At 63.3% G+C, this 14,839-nt stretch carries 16 protein-coding genes; 9 read left to right on the plus strand and 7 right to left on the minus strand.

All coding sequences use genetic code 11. The features are described 5' to 3' along the window. Positions 1-5 precede the first annotated feature (5 nt). Complete coding sequence (gene dksA / locus ACN0YJ_RS02565; protein ID WP_417477370.1) at positions 6-434, plus strand: RNA polymerase-binding protein DksA; 429 nt, start codon at positions 6-8, stop codon at positions 432-434. Between the two features lie 170 nt (positions 435-604). Here the strand turns inward: dksA and flgH are convergent, their stop codons facing one another. Genes flgH through flgF form a run of 4 tightly spaced genes read right to left on the minus strand, consistent with a single transcriptional unit; the run spans position 605 to position 3,855 of the window. Beyond that, complete coding sequence (gene flgH, locus ACN0YJ_RS02570) at positions 605-1,345, minus strand: flagellar basal body L-ring protein FlgH (RefSeq protein ID WP_417477371.1); 741 nt, start codon at positions 1,343-1,345, stop codon at positions 605-607. A 15-nt stretch (positions 1,346-1,360) separates the two neighbouring features. Next, the gene (gene flgA, locus ACN0YJ_RS02575; protein ID WP_417495246.1) at positions 1,361-2,290 is read right to left on the minus strand and encodes a flagellar basal body P-ring formation chaperone FlgA; all 930 of its coding nucleotides are present in this window, start codon (positions 2,288-2,290) and stop codon (positions 1,361-1,363) included. Between the two features lie 12 nt (positions 2,291-2,302). After that, a complete protein-coding gene (gene flgG / locus ACN0YJ_RS02580) occupies positions 2,303-3,088 on the minus strand; it encodes a flagellar basal-body rod protein FlgG (protein ID WP_417477373.1) in 786 nt (261 codons plus the stop codon). Between the two features lie 17 nt (positions 3,089-3,105). Next, entirely contained in the window at positions 3,106-3,855 is a 750-nt protein-coding gene (flgF, locus tag ACN0YJ_RS02585) for a flagellar basal-body rod protein FlgF (RefSeq protein ID WP_417477374.1), read from the minus strand. Positions 3,856-4,110: 255 nt separating this feature from the next. Here flgF and ACN0YJ_RS02590 point away from each other — a divergent pair, with 255 nt between their 5' ends. The 5 genes from ACN0YJ_RS02590 to ACN0YJ_RS02610 are packed head-to-tail and all read left to right on the plus strand — an operon-like array spanning position 4,111 to position 10,403. After that, positions 4,111-4,719 (plus strand): flagellar basal body-associated FliL family protein, encoded by a 609-nt coding sequence (locus tag ACN0YJ_RS02590; protein ID WP_417477375.1) that lies wholly within the window; start codon positions 4,111-4,113, stop codon positions 4,717-4,719. 11 nt (positions 4,720-4,730) lie between these two features. Continuing rightward, a complete protein-coding gene (gene fliM, locus ACN0YJ_RS02595; protein ID WP_417477376.1) occupies positions 4,731-5,861 on the plus strand; it encodes a flagellar motor switch protein FliM in 1,131 nt (376 codons plus the stop codon). Next, complete coding sequence (locus ACN0YJ_RS02600) at positions 5,858-6,247, plus strand: DUF6468 domain-containing protein (RefSeq protein WP_417477377.1); 390 nt, start codon at positions 5,858-5,860, stop codon at positions 6,245-6,247. The genes fliM and ACN0YJ_RS02600 overlap by 4 nt, the downstream gene beginning before the upstream one ends. Before the next feature lie 3 nt (positions 6,248-6,250). After that, positions 6,251-6,982, plus strand: coding sequence for a MotE family protein (locus ACN0YJ_RS02605; RefSeq protein WP_417495247.1), 732 nt, complete (start codon positions 6,251-6,253; stop codon positions 6,980-6,982). Beyond that, positions 6,966-10,403, plus strand: coding sequence for a tetratricopeptide repeat protein (locus tag ACN0YJ_RS02610; protein ID WP_417495248.1), 3,438 nt, complete (start codon positions 6,966-6,968; stop codon positions 10,401-10,403). Before ACN0YJ_RS02605 ends, ACN0YJ_RS02610 begins: the two co-directional genes overlap by 17 nt. A gap of 82 nt (positions 10,404-10,485) precedes the next feature. Here the strand turns inward: ACN0YJ_RS02610 and fliP are convergent, their stop codons facing one another. Both fliP and ACN0YJ_RS02620 read right to left on the minus strand, forming a co-directional pair. Then, entirely contained in the window at positions 10,486-11,235 is a 750-nt protein-coding gene (fliP, locus tag ACN0YJ_RS02615) for a flagellar type III secretion system pore protein FliP (RefSeq protein ID WP_417477380.1), read from the minus strand. Then, complete coding sequence (locus ACN0YJ_RS02620) at positions 11,232-11,555, minus strand: flagellar biosynthetic protein FliO (protein ID WP_417495249.1); 324 nt, start codon at positions 11,553-11,555, stop codon at positions 11,232-11,234. The genes fliP and ACN0YJ_RS02620 overlap by 4 nt, the downstream gene beginning before the upstream one ends. Positions 11,556-11,659: 104 nt before the next feature. Here ACN0YJ_RS02620 and flgB point away from each other — a divergent pair, with 104 nt between their 5' ends. From flgB to fliE, 3 genes are read left to right on the plus strand one after another with little or no spacing between them, the layout of a single operon-like run. Further along, the gene (gene flgB / locus ACN0YJ_RS02625; RefSeq protein ID WP_417477382.1) at positions 11,660-12,073 is read left to right on the plus strand and encodes a flagellar basal body rod protein FlgB; all 414 of its coding nucleotides are present in this window, start codon (positions 11,660-11,662) and stop codon (positions 12,071-12,073) included. A 15-nt stretch (positions 12,074-12,088) separates the two neighbouring features. Beyond that, positions 12,089-12,502, plus strand: a complete 414-nt coding sequence (flgC, locus tag ACN0YJ_RS02630) for a flagellar basal body rod protein FlgC (protein ID WP_417477383.1) — start codon at positions 12,089-12,091, stop codon at positions 12,500-12,502. A 44-nt stretch (positions 12,503-12,546) separates the two neighbouring features. Further along, positions 12,547-12,861 carry a flagellar hook-basal body complex protein FliE gene (gene fliE, locus ACN0YJ_RS02635; RefSeq protein WP_417477384.1) on the plus strand — a complete coding sequence of 105 codons (315 nt, stop codon included), beginning with the start codon at positions 12,547-12,549 and terminating at the stop codon, positions 12,859-12,861. 87 nt (positions 12,862-12,948) lie between these two features. On the opposite strand, the gene ACN0YJ_RS02640 is transcribed toward fliE, so the two are convergent. Beyond that, complete coding sequence (locus ACN0YJ_RS02640) at positions 12,949-14,829, minus strand: DUF885 domain-containing protein (RefSeq protein WP_417495250.1); 1,881 nt, start codon at positions 14,827-14,829, stop codon at positions 12,949-12,951. Positions 14,830-14,839 lie beyond the last annotated feature (10 nt).

A 14,839-nucleotide genomic window follows, 5' to 3' on the forward strand; every position in this document is an offset into this window, starting at 1 on the left:
AGGCGATGATGGAATCTGAACCGATCGAACTCCCCGCGGGCTACAGGCCCAGCGATGATGAGCCGTTCATGAGTGAGCGGCAAAAGGAGTATTTCCGTCTCAAACTGATCGCCTGGAAGGAAGATATCCTGCGGGAGAGCAAATCAACGCTGTCCAATTTGCAGGCTGACCAGGGGGCTTTGCCGGATATTGCCGACCGTGCCTCGACCGAGACAGATCGCTCGCTTGAACTGCGTGCCCGCGACCGCCAGCGCAAGCTGATCTCCAAGATCGACAGTGCCTTGCGCCGGATCGAGGACGACGCTTACGGCTATTGCGAAGATACCGGCGAGCCGATCAGCCTGGCCCGGCTCGATGCCCGTCCGGTCGCGACGCTCTCCCTCGAGGCGCAGGAGCGTCACGAGCGCAAGGAACGTGTTCACCGCGACGACTAGCTGCGCCGACCAGGTGCGGCTGAGCACCCAGGTTTATCCAAAAAAAAGGGCCGCCACGATTGCTCGTGACGGCCCAGAAAAGCCCGATGGTGGCGGGGTTTCTGTCCGGCCTGCCTGTCGCGACTTCAATGCGCACGAGGTTGGCCGGAAGTATGGTCTGCTGATGCGGCCTAGAAGGGCATCAGGATATTGTAGAGTTCCTGGCCATAGCTGGGACGCTGGACTTCGGAGATATGGCCGCGTCCACCGTAGGAGATTCTGGCCTCGGCAATCTGGGTATGGCTGATCGTGTTGTCGGAGCCGATGTCCTGGGGCCGGGCGATGCCGCTGATCAGGAGCTCGCGCACCTCGTTATTGACCCGGACTTCCTGACGGCCTGCGAGCACCAGATTACCGTTCGGCAGGACCTGGGTGACGATGGCGGCGACCGTCAACGAGATCGACTCGCCGCGATTGACCGTGCCCGTACCGGAGGTCGATGAGGCCGAGCCCAGGCTGGTCAGCGCGCTTGGATCAATCGAGTCATTGAAGAATTGCGTCAGATCGAGTCCGAAGAATTGCGTCATGTCGGAATCTTCCGCCGCGGTGCGCGAACGGCTGGTCGTATTGTTGATCTGGGCGCTGTCGGAAATGTCGATATTGACCGTTAGGATATCGCCAATCCGTGCTGCACGGGGATCGCCGAAGAAGGTCGGTGAATTGGCGTTCCAGAGCGAATTGGTCTGGGTGGCCGGCAGGCGCCGCGGCATGTCGGGCATCGGGATTTGCGACGGGCCGGTGCCGGCCAGAACAGCCGGGTTCTCGATCGGACGCATCGGCGGGGTCTGTCCAACCTGTGACAGGCGGGTGGTGGCACCACAGGCCTGGAGGGCGAGCGCGGCGATGATAATGACGGTTATCTTGCGGATCATGATGGTCTCCAGGGCCTAGAAACTGGCGGCAGGGCTGGCGAAGACGCGGGCGCGACCGGGGCCGTCCACCATGGCTTCAACAGTGCGGTTGGATTGCAGATTGACGAAGCGGATCAGCTCGCCATCGGCGGCATTCTCCATGGCGCGCGCACGCACGCTCAACTGGATGCCGCGGGCTTCGAACATCAAGGTGACCAGATCGCCGCGATTGACCAGAATGGCCTCCTGCACGTCATAGCCGCGCAAGGGTTCGCCGGCGCGCAGGGCGCGGCGGGCCTGATGACCGATGATGGCGCCCGGATCGAGCACCGAATCCGGACGGACGCGATCGCTGCGCAGCGAGACCCAGCGAATATCGTCATCGCCGATCACCTCGCCGGCCGCGACGGGCTGGACGAGGACGGGAATATCGATCGTCTGATAGGCCCGGCCGGTCACGCGGACGCTGGCAGCGCCGTCAAATGGCGCGATGTCGGCGCTGAGCATGCCGGTGCGTGGGTCGAAATTGAGCGCACTGATCTGCGGTCCGCCAATCGTATCGATGGGCGCGTGCAGGGCGAGATTGGTATTGGCGAGCTGAACTTCGTGCTGGCCGCCTTCGCGGGCAAATAATTCGCCTTCCAGCATGCCGGTCAGTTCGCGGGCATCGACGACGCGGCTGGCGCGGGTGATGGTCAGGCGCAGCAGGCCGGACGCATTGGCCCAGTCGAGCTCGTGATCGGCTGCGATCTGACGCACATAATTGACGTCGAGCGCTGTGCGGGCGCCCGGAGCCGGTGAGCGGGCCAGCACGGTGGCGGCCTGGGGGCCGCCGACTTCGAACAGGTCGCCGAGGGTGATTTGTGGCCCTTCGACAACCAGCGTTTCGCGCAGGAAGACGGGCTCTGATGCGAGGGCCGGTGCCGTGGTGAGGCAGGCGAGGGCAAGCAAGCTGGCGCGGATCATCTAGCGGTCCTCCTAGCGAAGGTTCGAGGTAGCGGACATCATTTCGTCGGACGCGGTAATGACGCGGGCATTCATTTCATAGGCGCGCTGGGCCTGGATCAGCGAGGTGATCTCGGTCACCGCATTGACGTTGGAGGCCTCGACAAAACCCTGCATGACATAGCCATAACCCGGCGAGCTTGGCGTGCCGGTTGCGGCGGCGCCGGAGGCGGCGGATTCGAGGAAGAGATTGTTACCGATCGCTTCCAGGCCGGCATCATTATTGAAGGTTGAAAGCTCGAGCTGGCCGACGGTCTGAGGCTCGGTCTGGCCATCGATCATGGCCTGGACCTGGCCCTGTTCATTGATCGCCACGCTGCGGGCACCCGCGGGAATGACGATGCCCGGCGCGACGGTATAGCCATCGGCGGTGACAATCTCGCCTTCCGGGCTGACAGCGAAACTGCCCGCCCGGGTATAGGCGTCATTGCCATTGGGCATGGAGATGCGGAAATAGCCATCGCCATTGATCGCCAGATCGAACGGATTGCCGGTATTGGCCAGCGATCCCTGTTCCGTGATGCGATAGATCGAGGCGGTCTGCACACCCAACCCGACCTGGATACCGGTCGGGACAATGGTGCCGGCGTCCGAGGAGCTGACGCCCATCTGCTGGACATTCTGGTAGAGCAGGTCCTGGAATTCGGCGCGCTGCCGCTTGAACCCGGTTGTGTTCATATTGGCCAGGTTGTTCGAGATGACCTCGACATTGAGCTGTTGGGCTTGCATGCCCGTTGCGGCAGTCATGAGAGAGCGCATATCGGTCCTCTTTCCCTTTAAACCTTGCCGAGGCGCTCAATGGCGCGACGGTTGATGTCTTCGGCTTGTTCGACAAATTTCGACACAGACTGATAGCTGCGCATGATGGTCATCATGTCGGTCATCTCGACCACGGGCTGGACGTTGGACGCCTCGACAAAGCCCTGGCGCATGACCGGCGAGAGCATGGATTGCGGGTCATTGCGGCCATCGGGATTGTCAGTCTGGACGTAGCGGCCATTACCCTGTTTGGAGAGGCCCGAGAGATTGGTGATCTCGAACACGCCGATCGTACCGACCGGGACACCGTCCTGGGTGATGGTGCCGTCCTGCGAAATGCTGGTCGATTGCGCCGACGGGTTGAGCATAATCGGGCCGCGCGTTGCCGCATCGAGCACCGGTGCTCCGTCATGGGCGGTGAGCTGGCCGGCATTGTCGAGATGGAAGCGGCCATCGCGGGTGAATTGCTCGGCGCCATTGACGCTGACGGCGAAGAAGCCGTCGCCCTCGATCGCGACGTCGAGATTGCGGCCGGTCATTTCCAGCGCACCCTGGCGGAAGTCGCGGCCCATGCCCCAGACATCGGCAAATTGAAGGTCGGTCGGTCCGTCAGCCTGGGAGGCGGTCGGGGCGGCGTGATTCTCGATCAGGAGTGATTCGACCTTGAAGCCCGCCGTATTGGCGTTGGCGATGTTATTCGCCACCACATCCATCGCCTGGCGCAGGGCCATTTGGCGCGACAGGCCGATCATCAGAGTATTATCCATGGGCATATTCCATTCTGGATGCCGGTGTTCGCCACGGTCTGCGGCGTTGCCACAAACCATTGCATCCGGCGTGCCAAGGTTAATATCGCGCAAAATCAATTAGTTGATGTGGTGAGAGGGTTGGGGGCACCCTGCGGCGGGGGCAATCCTGTCCGGGCAAGTGGGCAGGAATTGCCGGTTCCGGCCGAAAGGCTACGGAGTGTTAACCGCGCTGGCCGTTAATCATGCAAAGCGATTCCCTTGCAGGAGACCGGCATGGCCGACGATCCGGAAGAAAACGAAGACGAAGACGGCGGCGAAGCCAAGGCCAAGCCGAAAATGGGCATGCTCAAGCTCGGCCTGTTTATCGGCTTGCCGGCGATTATCCTTCTACTGGCCGGTGTGGCCGGTTTCATGATGTTTGCCGGCGGTAGTGATGAGCCTGTGATGGAAGCCGTGCTGGACGAGCATGGCGATCCTGTGCTCGACGATCATGGCCAGCCGGTCATGGCGGCTGCGGGCGGGCATGCCGAAGCGGAAGAAGAGCATGAGGCGCAGGCCTATTATTTCCCGCTGCGCGATGCCGACGGTGCCGAGGATCCGATCATCACCAATATCCGCTCGGTCGATGGCCGTCCGGTCACGGTGATGCTGAAGATCACACTGGAATCGTCCAATCCGGAGTTTGGCCAGGTCATTGATGCCCACATCGATCCGATCATGGACCAGTTCATCATGTTCCTGCGCGAGCTGCGTGAGGACGATCTCTACGGCTCGGCGGGCATGCACCGTGTGCGTCTGGAATTATTGCGGCGGGTGAATCTGGCTATTGAACCGGAATATGCCGATGCCGTGCTGATTCAAGAATTCATGATTGTCGATTAGGACCCAATTGCATGTCTGACGATATGGACCAAGATGCGCTCGCTGCCGAATGGGAAGCGATGGCCGAGGATGGCGATGATCTCGATCTCGCCTCCGAATGGGAAGCCATGGTGGGCGGCGATGATGATTCGTCCGAAATGGCCCAGTCCGGCGGTGCGGCCGAGCGTATTCTCAATCAGGACGAGATCGACAGCCTGCTCGGGTTTTCGCTCTCTGATGATGATGCGGCTGACAAGTCGGGCATTCGCGCGATTATCAATTCGGCGTTGGTCTCCTATGAGCGTTTGCCGATGCTCGAGATCGTGTTCGACCGGCTGGTCCGTCTGATGACGACGAGCCTGCGCAATTTCACATCGGACAATGTCGAGGTCAGCCTCGACAATATTTCCTCGATCCGGTTCGGCGATTATCTCAACTCGATCCCGCTGCCGGCCATCCTGGCGGTGTTCCGCGCCAAGCAGCTCGATAATTACGGTCTGCTGACCGTCGATTCCAACCTGATCTACTCCATCGTCGACGTGTTGCTCGGTGGGCGGCGCGGCACCTCTGCCATGCGCATTGAGGGCCGCCCCTACACCACGATCGAGCGCATGCTCGTCCAGCGCATGATCGAGGTCGTGCTCGGCGATGCCAAACAGGCATTCCAGCCCCTGACCGAGGTTGATTTCGATCTCGAGCGCGTCGAGACCAATCCGCGCTTTGCCGCCATCGCCCGGCCGGCCAATGCGGCGATCCTGGTCAAGCTGCGCATCGACATGGAAGACCGCGGCGGCCGCATCGAGCTGCTGCTGCCCTATGCGACGCTCGAGCCGATCCGCAAAATGCTGCTGCAGCAATTCATGGGTGAGAAATTCGGTCGCGACAATATCTGGGAAGGCCATCTGGCCACCGAGCTGTGGTCGACCAAGATGGAGGTTCACGCCGTGCTCGACGAGCAGCGCGTGACGCTGGGCCGGGTGATGGATCTCAAGGTCGGCGATACGCTCTTCCTCGATGCCTCGCCGACCAGTGAAGTGGAATTGCGTTGCGGCAATGTGCCATTGACGCGCGGCCGGATGGGCCGACTCGGACACAGTGTAGCCCTGCGCCTGAGCGGTCCGCTCTCGCCGGTTGCCAAGAAAACAATGATGAGGTTCGCATGACACTCGCAGGTCTGATTTTCGAGGCGCTGGTCGCCGGTCTCTTGCTGGTCGCTGTCGTCATGTGCTGGCGGGTCGATCGCCGGCTCAACGCGCTCAAGCGCGGCCAGGATGGCGTTCGTGGCGCCGTGATCGCGCTCAATGAAGCCACCGACCGCGCCCGTGCCAGCCTGGCGGCGCTCGAACGCGCCACGACGGAATCGGGTGAAGTCCTGGAAGCCCGGGTGCGCGAGGCGCGCGGCCTGTCCGAGGAATTGCGCCTGATGACCGGCCAGGCCGATCGCACGGCCGATACGATTTCGCGCCGGGCACCGCGCCGCCGCGCTTCGGAGATTTTCCCCGAAGGCGCCGGCTCCTCGGTGATTAATGGCCTGAAGGATGTGAGATAGACCATGATGCGTGAACCCATGCGCCTGCTCGCCGTCCTCGCCATCCTGATGGGCGGCCTGTTCGCCCTCAAGACGATCTCGGTCGCCAATGGCGCCGCCGACTGGTGGCAGGCCCAGGCTGCCGGCATGGAGCAGGAGACAGCTGGCGCAGCGACGTCCGGCGTGGATGAGGAGCCGGCTCCGGCCGCCGCAGCGCCGATCAGCCTGGGGGAGGCCGAGGTGCCGGAACCGGCGCCTGCAGCCGCGACACCGTCTGCCGAATTCGCCAGCCGCATTGCCAGTGGTGTGCGCACGGCGGACGAGGAGCGTGTGATCTATCGCCTGCGCGAACGTTCCGTCGAGCTGGACCGCCGCGAGAGCGAGCTGGAAACGCGCGAAGCCCTGATGCTGGCGATGGAACATCGTGTCGACACCAAGATCGGCGAACTCAACCAATTGCGCACCCAGATTGAAGGTCTGGCCGGCGATCTGACCGAGCGCGAATCCGAAGACATGAACGTGATCGTGTCCTGGTATGCCGCGATGGATGCCGGTGATGCGGCGACGCGGATTTCGAGCCTGGATCTGGATACCCAGTTGCAGATCGCCTCGCGGATGTCCCAACGCACATTTGGTGGCATTCTCGCCGAGATGACGCCGCTGGCGGCGGCCAGCCTGACCGAGCGTATGGCCGCGCGCAGCAATCTTCCCGATACCGTGGCCGAGCTGGAGGCGCGGATTGCCGAAGGCGGCTAGACATATCGGCTTCCTGTCCGCCCTGGCGCTCACCTGTTGTCTGAGCCCCGCCGTGCTGGCTCAAAGCGCTGCCGATGTCCGCGTCGAGCGCGAGGGGGTAACCGCGCGCATTATTCTGGATTACGAAGACAGTCTCGGTGATGCCCGCCCGACCGCGACGGCCGGGCTGGAATACTCTGTCTTGCTGATCCGCCTGAGCGAGGCCATGCGCGCCGATATTTCCGGCCTGGCCGACGAGATCGGTGATCTGGCAGCGCGGGCGCGTCTGGATGCGGACGGTGCCACCTTGCGCATCGCCCTGACGCGCCCGGTCGAGACACGCGTGTCGGCCAGTTATGACCAGATTGCGATTGATCTCGCCCCGCCCGGCACGCCCGCCCTTGCGCCGCTGGTTTCGCCGCGCGAGCAGGCCGAGCGCGAGGCCGCCGCACGTGCGGCCGAACTCGCCGCCAGCACGCCGGCCGGCCCGCCACCGCTTGATCCGGTTCCGGTCCAGTACCGGGTCGGACAGACCACGGAATACACCCGGCTTGAACTGATCTGGCCGCGCGCTGTGCCCTTCACCCTAAGCCAGACGGGCGACACGGCCGAGCTGCGCTTCAGCGAACCGGCCGAGATCTCGCTCGGGCGGCTGACCGGTTCACCGCCGAATTTCCTGCGCGCCGCGACCCAGGAGCGCATCGGCAATGACTGGATATTGCGCCTGGAGCTCGATTCCGGCGTGCAGGCGCGAGCCTGGGCTGACGGGCCGCGGGTCAATATTGATTTGCCCGACCCCGCGGCTGCCGGTGCCGAAGCCCTGCTGGCACAAATGGCCAGCCTGCGCGCGCCCGATGAACCCGATGAACCCGCTGAGCCTGCCGCTGACCCCGCCCCTGAAACGGCATCTGAGCCCGCTCCGGAGCCCGCAGCCCTGGCCCTTGATGACGCCGCGCCCATTGCTTCGGACGTACAGCCGCGCGGCCCGGCGCAAATCGCACCTGCAGCGGCCCTGGTCGAGCCGGAAGCGGAACTCGATCCGGTTCCGGAAAGCGGCATCATTCCGGTCCTGCTGGCCGAGACAGATGGTGATTTGCGGGCCGAATTTCCCTGGGCAGCGCCCGTCGGTGCAGCGATTTTCCGGCGCGGTGAGGCGATCTGGATTGTCTTCGATGCCGCCGCAGCCCTGCAATTCGGCGATTTTCCCGGCGGGCCGGATCGTCATATCCGTGATTATGAGGTCATGCAGGGCGCCGACTACACGGCCGTCCGGCTGGTGACGTCCGGGGTGACGCAGGCGGAGGCCCGTATTGATGGCGGCCGCTGGATTATTGTTTTCAGCGACCGGATCGACGCCCCGCCGCGCCCGATCCAGATCCGCCGCGATGCCCGTCTCAACCGGCCGGGCCGGATCCTGATCGGGCTTGATGGCGCCCATGCCATTCGCTGGGTCCCCGACCCGGTCGTCGGCGACCGTATCGCTGTGGTCACCGCCACGGGACCGGTTCAGGGTTTGATTTCACGCCGTGATTTTGTGGGCGGTGCGCTATTGCGTTCGGCCCATGGCGGCGCGGTGGAAGTGGTCGCCGAGGATCTCGAACTGACCTTGATCGGCGCCGGGGCCGCGATTGGCCGGCCAGGCGGACTCGACCTGACACCGGCCGCGAGCCTGACCGGTGAAGGCGATGCCAATGCCGCCGCGCTCGCTTCGCCGGCCATGCTCGACTTTGCCAGCTGGCACGGCGAGGGGCCCTTCCTGCCGGCCTGGAATGCGCGCCAGCGCCAATCCGCGCTCGAAGACACATCGGAAAGCCGCATTGCCCTGGCGCGCTTCCTGCTGGCCCGCGACATGGCGCTGGAAGCGTTGGGCATGCTCGATTTTGCCATTGCACGTGAACCGCAATTGGCGAGCGATTCCCATGTCCGCAGCCTGCAGGCTGTTGCCGCCTACGAGATGAACCGGCTCGACGATGCGACCCGATTCCTGGCTGATCCGTCCCTGCTGGTCGATCCCGCTGCCGATCTGTGGCGCGGCATGATTGCCGTCGGGTTGGAGCGTTGGCCGGAGGGCCGGCGCCGGCTATTGGCCGGCCAGGCTGTGGCGGGCGCCTATTCGCCTGACTGGCAGGCCCGTTTTTCCGTGGCCCAGGCCCGCGCGGCGCTCGAACTTGGCGATCTCGCTGCGGCGCAGGACTTTCTCTATCGCGTCGATGAAGGCGAGCCCGATGACCGGACCCGGCTGGACGCCGCCTATATCGCGGCCCGGATCGAGGCCGAAACCGGTAATCTTGACGAGGCGATCCGCCGGTTTGAACGCCTCGCTGACTCCGGTGTGCCGCCGCTCGAGGCGCATGCACTCTACGAGCTTTACCGGCTGCAGGTGGCCGATGGACGCATCAGCCGCGAGGAGGCGATCGACGCGCTGGAAAACCTGCGCTTCCGCTGGCGCGGGGATACGATCGAACTCGATACCGTGCGCCTGCTCGGCGAGCTCTACGTCCAGTCCGGCAGTTTTGCCCGTGGGCTCCAGACCATGAGCACAGCGCAATCGCGCTTTCCCGACACCGAGGCCGGGCGCCGCATCGGCGGCGATATGGCGGCGATTTTCCGCCGGCTTTTCCTCGATGGCGAGGCCGACCGGATGGACCCGGTCGAAGCGGTCGCGATTTTCTATCAATATCAACATCTGGCCCCGATTGGCTCCGATGGTGACCGCATGATCCGGCGTCTGGCTGACCGCCTGATCGCCTTTGATCTGCTCGGCCCGGCGTCGGAATTGCTGCAGCACCAGGTCGGTTGTCACCGCATCAGTACGGGGGCTGATTGCACCTATCGCTTGCGCGAACCGACGGCGCGGGCCCGTGTCGCCACCGATCTGGCCGTGGTCTATCTGATGGACCATCGCTATGAGGATGCGCTCAACACGATCCGCGGCTCGCGGGTCGCCGGCCTGCCCGAAGCCCTGGTCGATGAACGCTATCTGCTGGAGGCCCGCGCGCTGTCCGAGCTGGGCCGTCACGAACAGGCGCTGGAGCTGATTCAGGACGATCAGTCGCCGGCTGCGGCCCGCCTGCGTGCCGATGTGACCTGGGCCCAGCGCGACTGGCCCAATACCGGCCGCCGGCTGGAAGCGCTGCTCGGCAATCGTTATCTCGATGCCGCCCCGCTGACACCGTCGGAGCAATCCGATCTGGTGCGAGCCGCGATCGCCTATTCCCTGTCCGGGGACCGGGGTGCGGCCGGCCGGCTGGGGCGCCGTTATGGCGAGGCGATGGCGATCACCGAGGGGGCCGCGGCCTTCGAGGTCCTGACCGATGATGACACGCCGCCAGGCAATGTCCGCTTCTCGGATCTGGCGGCCCGCATCGCCCGCATCGATACGCTCGACGCCTTCATGGAACCTTTCCGGGCCCGCTTCAATAATGGTGGCGGACCGGCCTGATCCGGACAGGCGGCAGCGCGCGTGAGCGCTGTGCTCTCAATGGATGTCCCGGTTATCTGCGAGCATGGGGCGGCTATTGCCGTCAGCCTATCGTGCCGAAGCTCTGCACCAGCGCACCTGTCACCAGTCGCCAGCCATCCACCAGAACGAAGAAGATCAGCTTGAATGGCAGTGAGATCACCACCGGCGGCAGCATCATCATGCCCATCGACATCAGGATGGAGGCGACGACCAGATCGATCACCAGGAAGGGGATGAAGAGCAGGAAGCCAATCTCGAAGGCGCGGCGCAATTCGGAGATCATGAAGGCCGGTGCGACGACGAAGAAGGAGGCATCGGCCGGCGTCTCCGGCACTTCGCCCTGGGACATGCCGATAAACAGGCCGAGATCATCCTCGCGGGTATGCATCAGCATGAAGGCCTTGAGCGGGTCGGTGCTGAGGTCGAACGCTTCGGTCAGCTCGATCTCATTGTTCAGCAAGGGCTCGATGCCCTCATTATAGGACTGGGTGAAGACCGGCGCCATGATGAAGGCGGTCAGGAACATGGCCAGGCTGACCAGGACCGCATTGGGCGGGCTTTGCTGCAGGCCGAGCCCGGTGCGCAACAGTGACAGCACGACAGTGATGCGCACGAAACTGGTGGTCATCACGACGATGGACGGTGCCAGCGACAGCACCGTCATCAGGGCGATGAGCTGCAGCACGCGTTCGGTCAGACCGCCTTCCGTGCCGGTATCGATCGTGATCGACTGGGCCTGGGCGCCGCCGCCCAGCAGCAGGGCTGCGCCGAGTGCAAACAGGCCGAGATAGAGCCAGAAACCCTTTTTCATGTTTCGGTTTCCCTGTTGGCTAGCGGGCTTTGCGCCGGCACATCATGGCTGGCCAGAATGGTTTCGCGCTCGGCACCGAGCAGAAGGATGTGTTCGCGATTGTCGCAGCGCACGATGACAATCCGCCGGCGCGGGTCGACGCTCAGGGTTTCGCTGATCGACAGCCGCCGCGTCGTCGCAGTGAAGGCCCGCAGACCGGTGACGCCCTGCAGGATCCAGCCGCGCTGCACCGCATAGGCAAAGAAGCCCATCGCGCCGAGTAGCCCGAGCAGGACCATCAGGGCGAGCAGGTAATGGCTCCAGTTGACGAGGTCATTCATGGCAGGGCCGCATTTTGCTTCATCTCGCCTTGTGGGCCGATGCGGTTAAGCCAGCGTTAACCGTGCGGGCGCAGCCTGAACCCCAATCAGAAGGCGATTCGCTCATGCGACCGGAAGACGTGCCCGTACTGGGGCTTTTGACCCAATCGATGAATTTCCACAATCAGCGCCAGCGCGTGATTGCGGAGAACGTCGCCAATGCGAACACGCCCGGCTATGTCGCCCAGGACCTCGATGAAGGTGAGTTTCAGCGTGATCTGCGTGAACAGATGCAGGCCCGCTCTGCGGCCCGTTCGACGCGTGGCGGTGCGGCCATGCCGGCACTGACATCGCCGACGCGCCAGTGGCAGACCCAGGATGCGCCGGACTCCGAGACCACCGTCAATGGCAATACGGTCGTGCTCGAGGAACAGATGATGCGGGCCAATGAAAACCGCATGGAATACGAGAGCGCCTTGAGCCTCTACCAGAAAAGCCTTGGCATGATCCGCACCGCGATCCGCCAGGCTGGCCGCTAGCCGGGAGAATAAGTCATGGGAAATGCTTCAGATGCGATGCAGGTCTCGGCCTCCGGCATGCGGGCCCAGGCGGCCCGGATGCGGATTATTTCCGAGAATATCGCCAATGCCGATTCCACGGCACGCGAGGCCGGCGGCGATCCGTATCAGCGTCAGATCCCGGTTTTCGACACCGAGCTCGACCGGGCATCCGGCGTCAATCGCGTCCGCATGACCGATGTCGCCCGGGACGAATCCGAGTTCACACTTGAGTATGATCCCGGCCACCCGGCCGCTGACGAGAGTGGCTATGTGCGTACCTCCAATGTCAGCATGCTGGTGGAAATGATGGATATGCGCGAAGCCTTGCGCAGCTATGAAGCCAATCTGAACATGATTGAAAACAGTCGGCGCATGCAGGAGCGTGCGCTGGATCTCCTGCGCCGCTAGCCGGTCGCATCACTGACTCAGAACGAGTTTGAAGGATAAAGTCCATGGCAGGTGATCTCACCGGGGTGCAGGCTTATCAGGCCGCCATCCGTTCCGCCCAGAATGCTGTCGGCAATGGCGGCGAGAAAGTCGAGGCCGGCGGATTTGCTTTCGGCGACATGGTCGCCGAGGCGATCAACCAGACCTCCAATTCGCTCGGCCATGCCGAGCAGATGACGGCCGCGTCGGCGACCGGTGATGCCGAGCTGATCGATGTCGCGACCGCAGTGACGGCGGCCGAGATCTCGCTTGAAACCATGGTCGCGGTTCGCGATGAGGTGGTTCGCGCCTATCAGGAAATCCTGCGCATGCCGATCTAGCCCACGTCCGAACTTTCGCAACCAACAAGAAAAAAGGCCGCCCGATCATCCGATCTGGCGGCCTTTTGTTTGTCGACTCTGCCTGCCTTAGTGAGGCGTGGCCGCGATATAGTCCTGGACGCGTTCTTCCAGGATCGCCAACGGCATGGCGCCCTGGGTCAGGACGACATCGTGGAAGTCACGGATGTCATAGGCCTCGCCCAGCTCGGCTTCGGCGATGCCGCGCAGGCGCAGGATCTCAAGCATGCCGATCTTGTAGGCATTGGCCTGGCCCGGATAGACGACGTAACGGTCAATCGCATTCTCGACATCGCCTTGTGGGTTGGGCGTGTTGGTGGCGAGATAATCGACCGCGTCCTGACGGCTCCATTGATGGTGGTGGATGCCGGTATCGACCACCAGCCGGCAAGCGCGCCACAGTTCCATCGCCAGGCGGCCGAAGTCGGAATAGGGGTCGGAATAGAAGCCGAATTCGCGCGGCAGCAATTCGCTGTAAAGTCCCCAGCCTTCGGTATAGGCGGTGTAGCCACCAAAGCGCCGGAAGGACGGAACGCCCTCCAGTTCCTGCATGATGGCCAGCTGCATGTGGTGGCCCGGAATGCCTTCATGATAGGCGAGCGCTTCCATCTGATAGGTCGGCATGTCGGCCATATCGCGCAGATTGGCGTAATAATAGGCTGGCCGTGACCCGTCCGGTGCCGGACGGTTATAGAAGGCCTTGCCGGCGGAAGCCTCGCGGAAGGCTTCGACCCGGCGCACTTCCAGCTCGGCGCGCGGGAAAGTGTTGAACATTTGCGGCAGCGCCTCGCGCATGGTGTCGATCAGCGCTGTGGCGTCGGCGAGATAGGCGGTGCGCCCGGCCTCGTCATTGGCATACTGGAATTGCGGATCGGTGCGCATGAATTCGAAGAAGTCCTGCAGCGATCCTTCAAAACCGACCTGGTCCATGATGCCGCGCATTTCGTCGTGGATACGGGCGACTTCCGACAGGCCAAGCTGGTGGATCTCTTCGGCGGAGATATCCATCGTCGTATAGCCATTGAGGAGGTAATTATAATATTCACCGCCATCGGGATGTTTCCAGATCCCGTCATCGCCGGTGGCGCTTTCGGCCTGTTCCTCGAACAGGGCAATGATCCGGCCATAGGCCGGCGCAACGACGTCGCGCAAGGCCGCTGAGGCGTCGGCCAGCAGCTGATCCGCTTCGGCCTCTGGCAGGCCCAGCGCTGCGACCTTGCCGCGGAAGTCGGCCATGATCGGGCTGTCATCGCCATCGTCAAACGGGGCGCCGGTGATGATGTTCTGCGCCGTGCGGATCATCGGCGGATAGGTCCAGTCCGGCGTCGAGATGCCGAGCTCGAAGGAGCGGCGTGCATTGGCGATATTCTGGTCGAGATAAGGGCCCAGATTGCGCAGGCGGCCGATATAGGCTTCGGCATCGCTGACATCGTCGACGCGGTGATTATTGATCAGGAAGGTCGGCGAATTCATGTGCGGACCCGAGCGCGGCGTGAAGGTATAGCCGTGATCGACCCAGCGCTGGCCGTCGGCGGCCCGCCGGGCATTATATTCAAACAGGCGCCAGGAAATCTGAGCGCTTTCATCGAGGGAATCATAGTCGAAATTCGCCAGCATATAGGCGAGATCGGCCTGACCGAGTTCAAACTCCTCGCGATCATATTCCGGCGACGCGTCATTCCACTGGTCGTAATTGGTCTTGAGGCCGAGGAAGGTCTGGGTCATCGGCGAACGGGCGACATTGCGCTGGAAGACGTCTTCAAACCAGGCATTGATGCGCACGGTCTCCGCGGAGAGGACAGGCTGTTCGCTGCTGGCATCAGCCGGCGCGGACGCCGTATCCGCGGCCGGCGCGGTGCTGGCTGCCGGTGGTGTGCCGGTCGGGTCCGAGCAGGCGGCGAGCAGGGCTGCGCTCGCGGCGCTGACCAGGAATCGTTTCAGATTTGTCATTTCATTCTCC

The sequence above is a fragment of the Maricaulis sp. genome (genome assembly GCF_048270095.1).
In the GTDB taxonomy this organism is placed as follows: Bacteria; Pseudomonadota; Alphaproteobacteria; order Caulobacterales; family Maricaulaceae; genus Maricaulis.

Bases quoted from the DNA above. Each gene is read 5' to 3' on its own strand.
- dksA (WP_417477370.1), top strand. From the start codon at position 6: ATGATGGAATCTGAACCGATCGAACTCCCCGCGGGCTACAGGCCCAGC.
- flgH (WP_417477371.1), bottom strand. From the start codon at position 1,345: ATGATCCGCAAGATAACCGTCATTATCATCGCCGCGCTCGCCCTCCAG.
- flgA (WP_417495246.1), bottom strand. From the start codon at position 2,290: ATGATCCGCGCCAGCTTGCTTGCCCTCGCCTGCCTCACCACGGCACCG.
- flgG (WP_417477373.1), bottom strand. From the start codon at position 3,088: ATGCGCTCTCTCATGACTGCCGCAACGGGCATGCAAGCCCAACAGCTC.
- flgF (WP_417477374.1), bottom strand. From the start codon at position 3,855: ATGGATAATACTCTGATGATCGGCCTGTCGCGCCAAATGGCCCTGCGC.
- ACN0YJ_RS02590 (WP_417477375.1), top strand. From the start codon at position 4,111: ATGGCCGACGATCCGGAAGAAAACGAAGACGAAGACGGCGGCGAAGCC.
- fliM (WP_417477376.1), top strand. From the start codon at position 4,731: ATGTCTGACGATATGGACCAAGATGCGCTCGCTGCCGAATGGGAAGCG.
- ACN0YJ_RS02600 (WP_417477377.1), top strand. From the start codon at position 5,858: ATGACACTCGCAGGTCTGATTTTCGAGGCGCTGGTCGCCGGTCTCTTG.
- ACN0YJ_RS02605 (WP_417495247.1), top strand. From the start codon at position 6,251: ATGATGCGTGAACCCATGCGCCTGCTCGCCGTCCTCGCCATCCTGATG.
- fliP (WP_417477380.1), bottom strand. From the start codon at position 11,235: ATGAAAAAGGGTTTCTGGCTCTATCTCGGCCTGTTTGCACTCGGCGCA.
- ACN0YJ_RS02620 (WP_417495249.1), bottom strand. From the start codon at position 11,555: ATGAATGACCTCGTCAACTGGAGCCATTACCTGCTCGCCCTGATGGTC.
- flgB (WP_417477382.1), top strand. From the start codon at position 11,660: ATGCGACCGGAAGACGTGCCCGTACTGGGGCTTTTGACCCAATCGATG.
- flgC (WP_417477383.1), top strand. From the start codon at position 12,089: ATGGGAAATGCTTCAGATGCGATGCAGGTCTCGGCCTCCGGCATGCGG.
- fliE (WP_417477384.1), top strand. From the start codon at position 12,547: ATGGCAGGTGATCTCACCGGGGTGCAGGCTTATCAGGCCGCCATCCGT.
- ACN0YJ_RS02640 (WP_417495250.1), bottom strand. From the start codon at position 14,829: ATGACAAATCTGAAACGATTCCTGGTCAGCGCCGCGAGCGCAGCCCTG.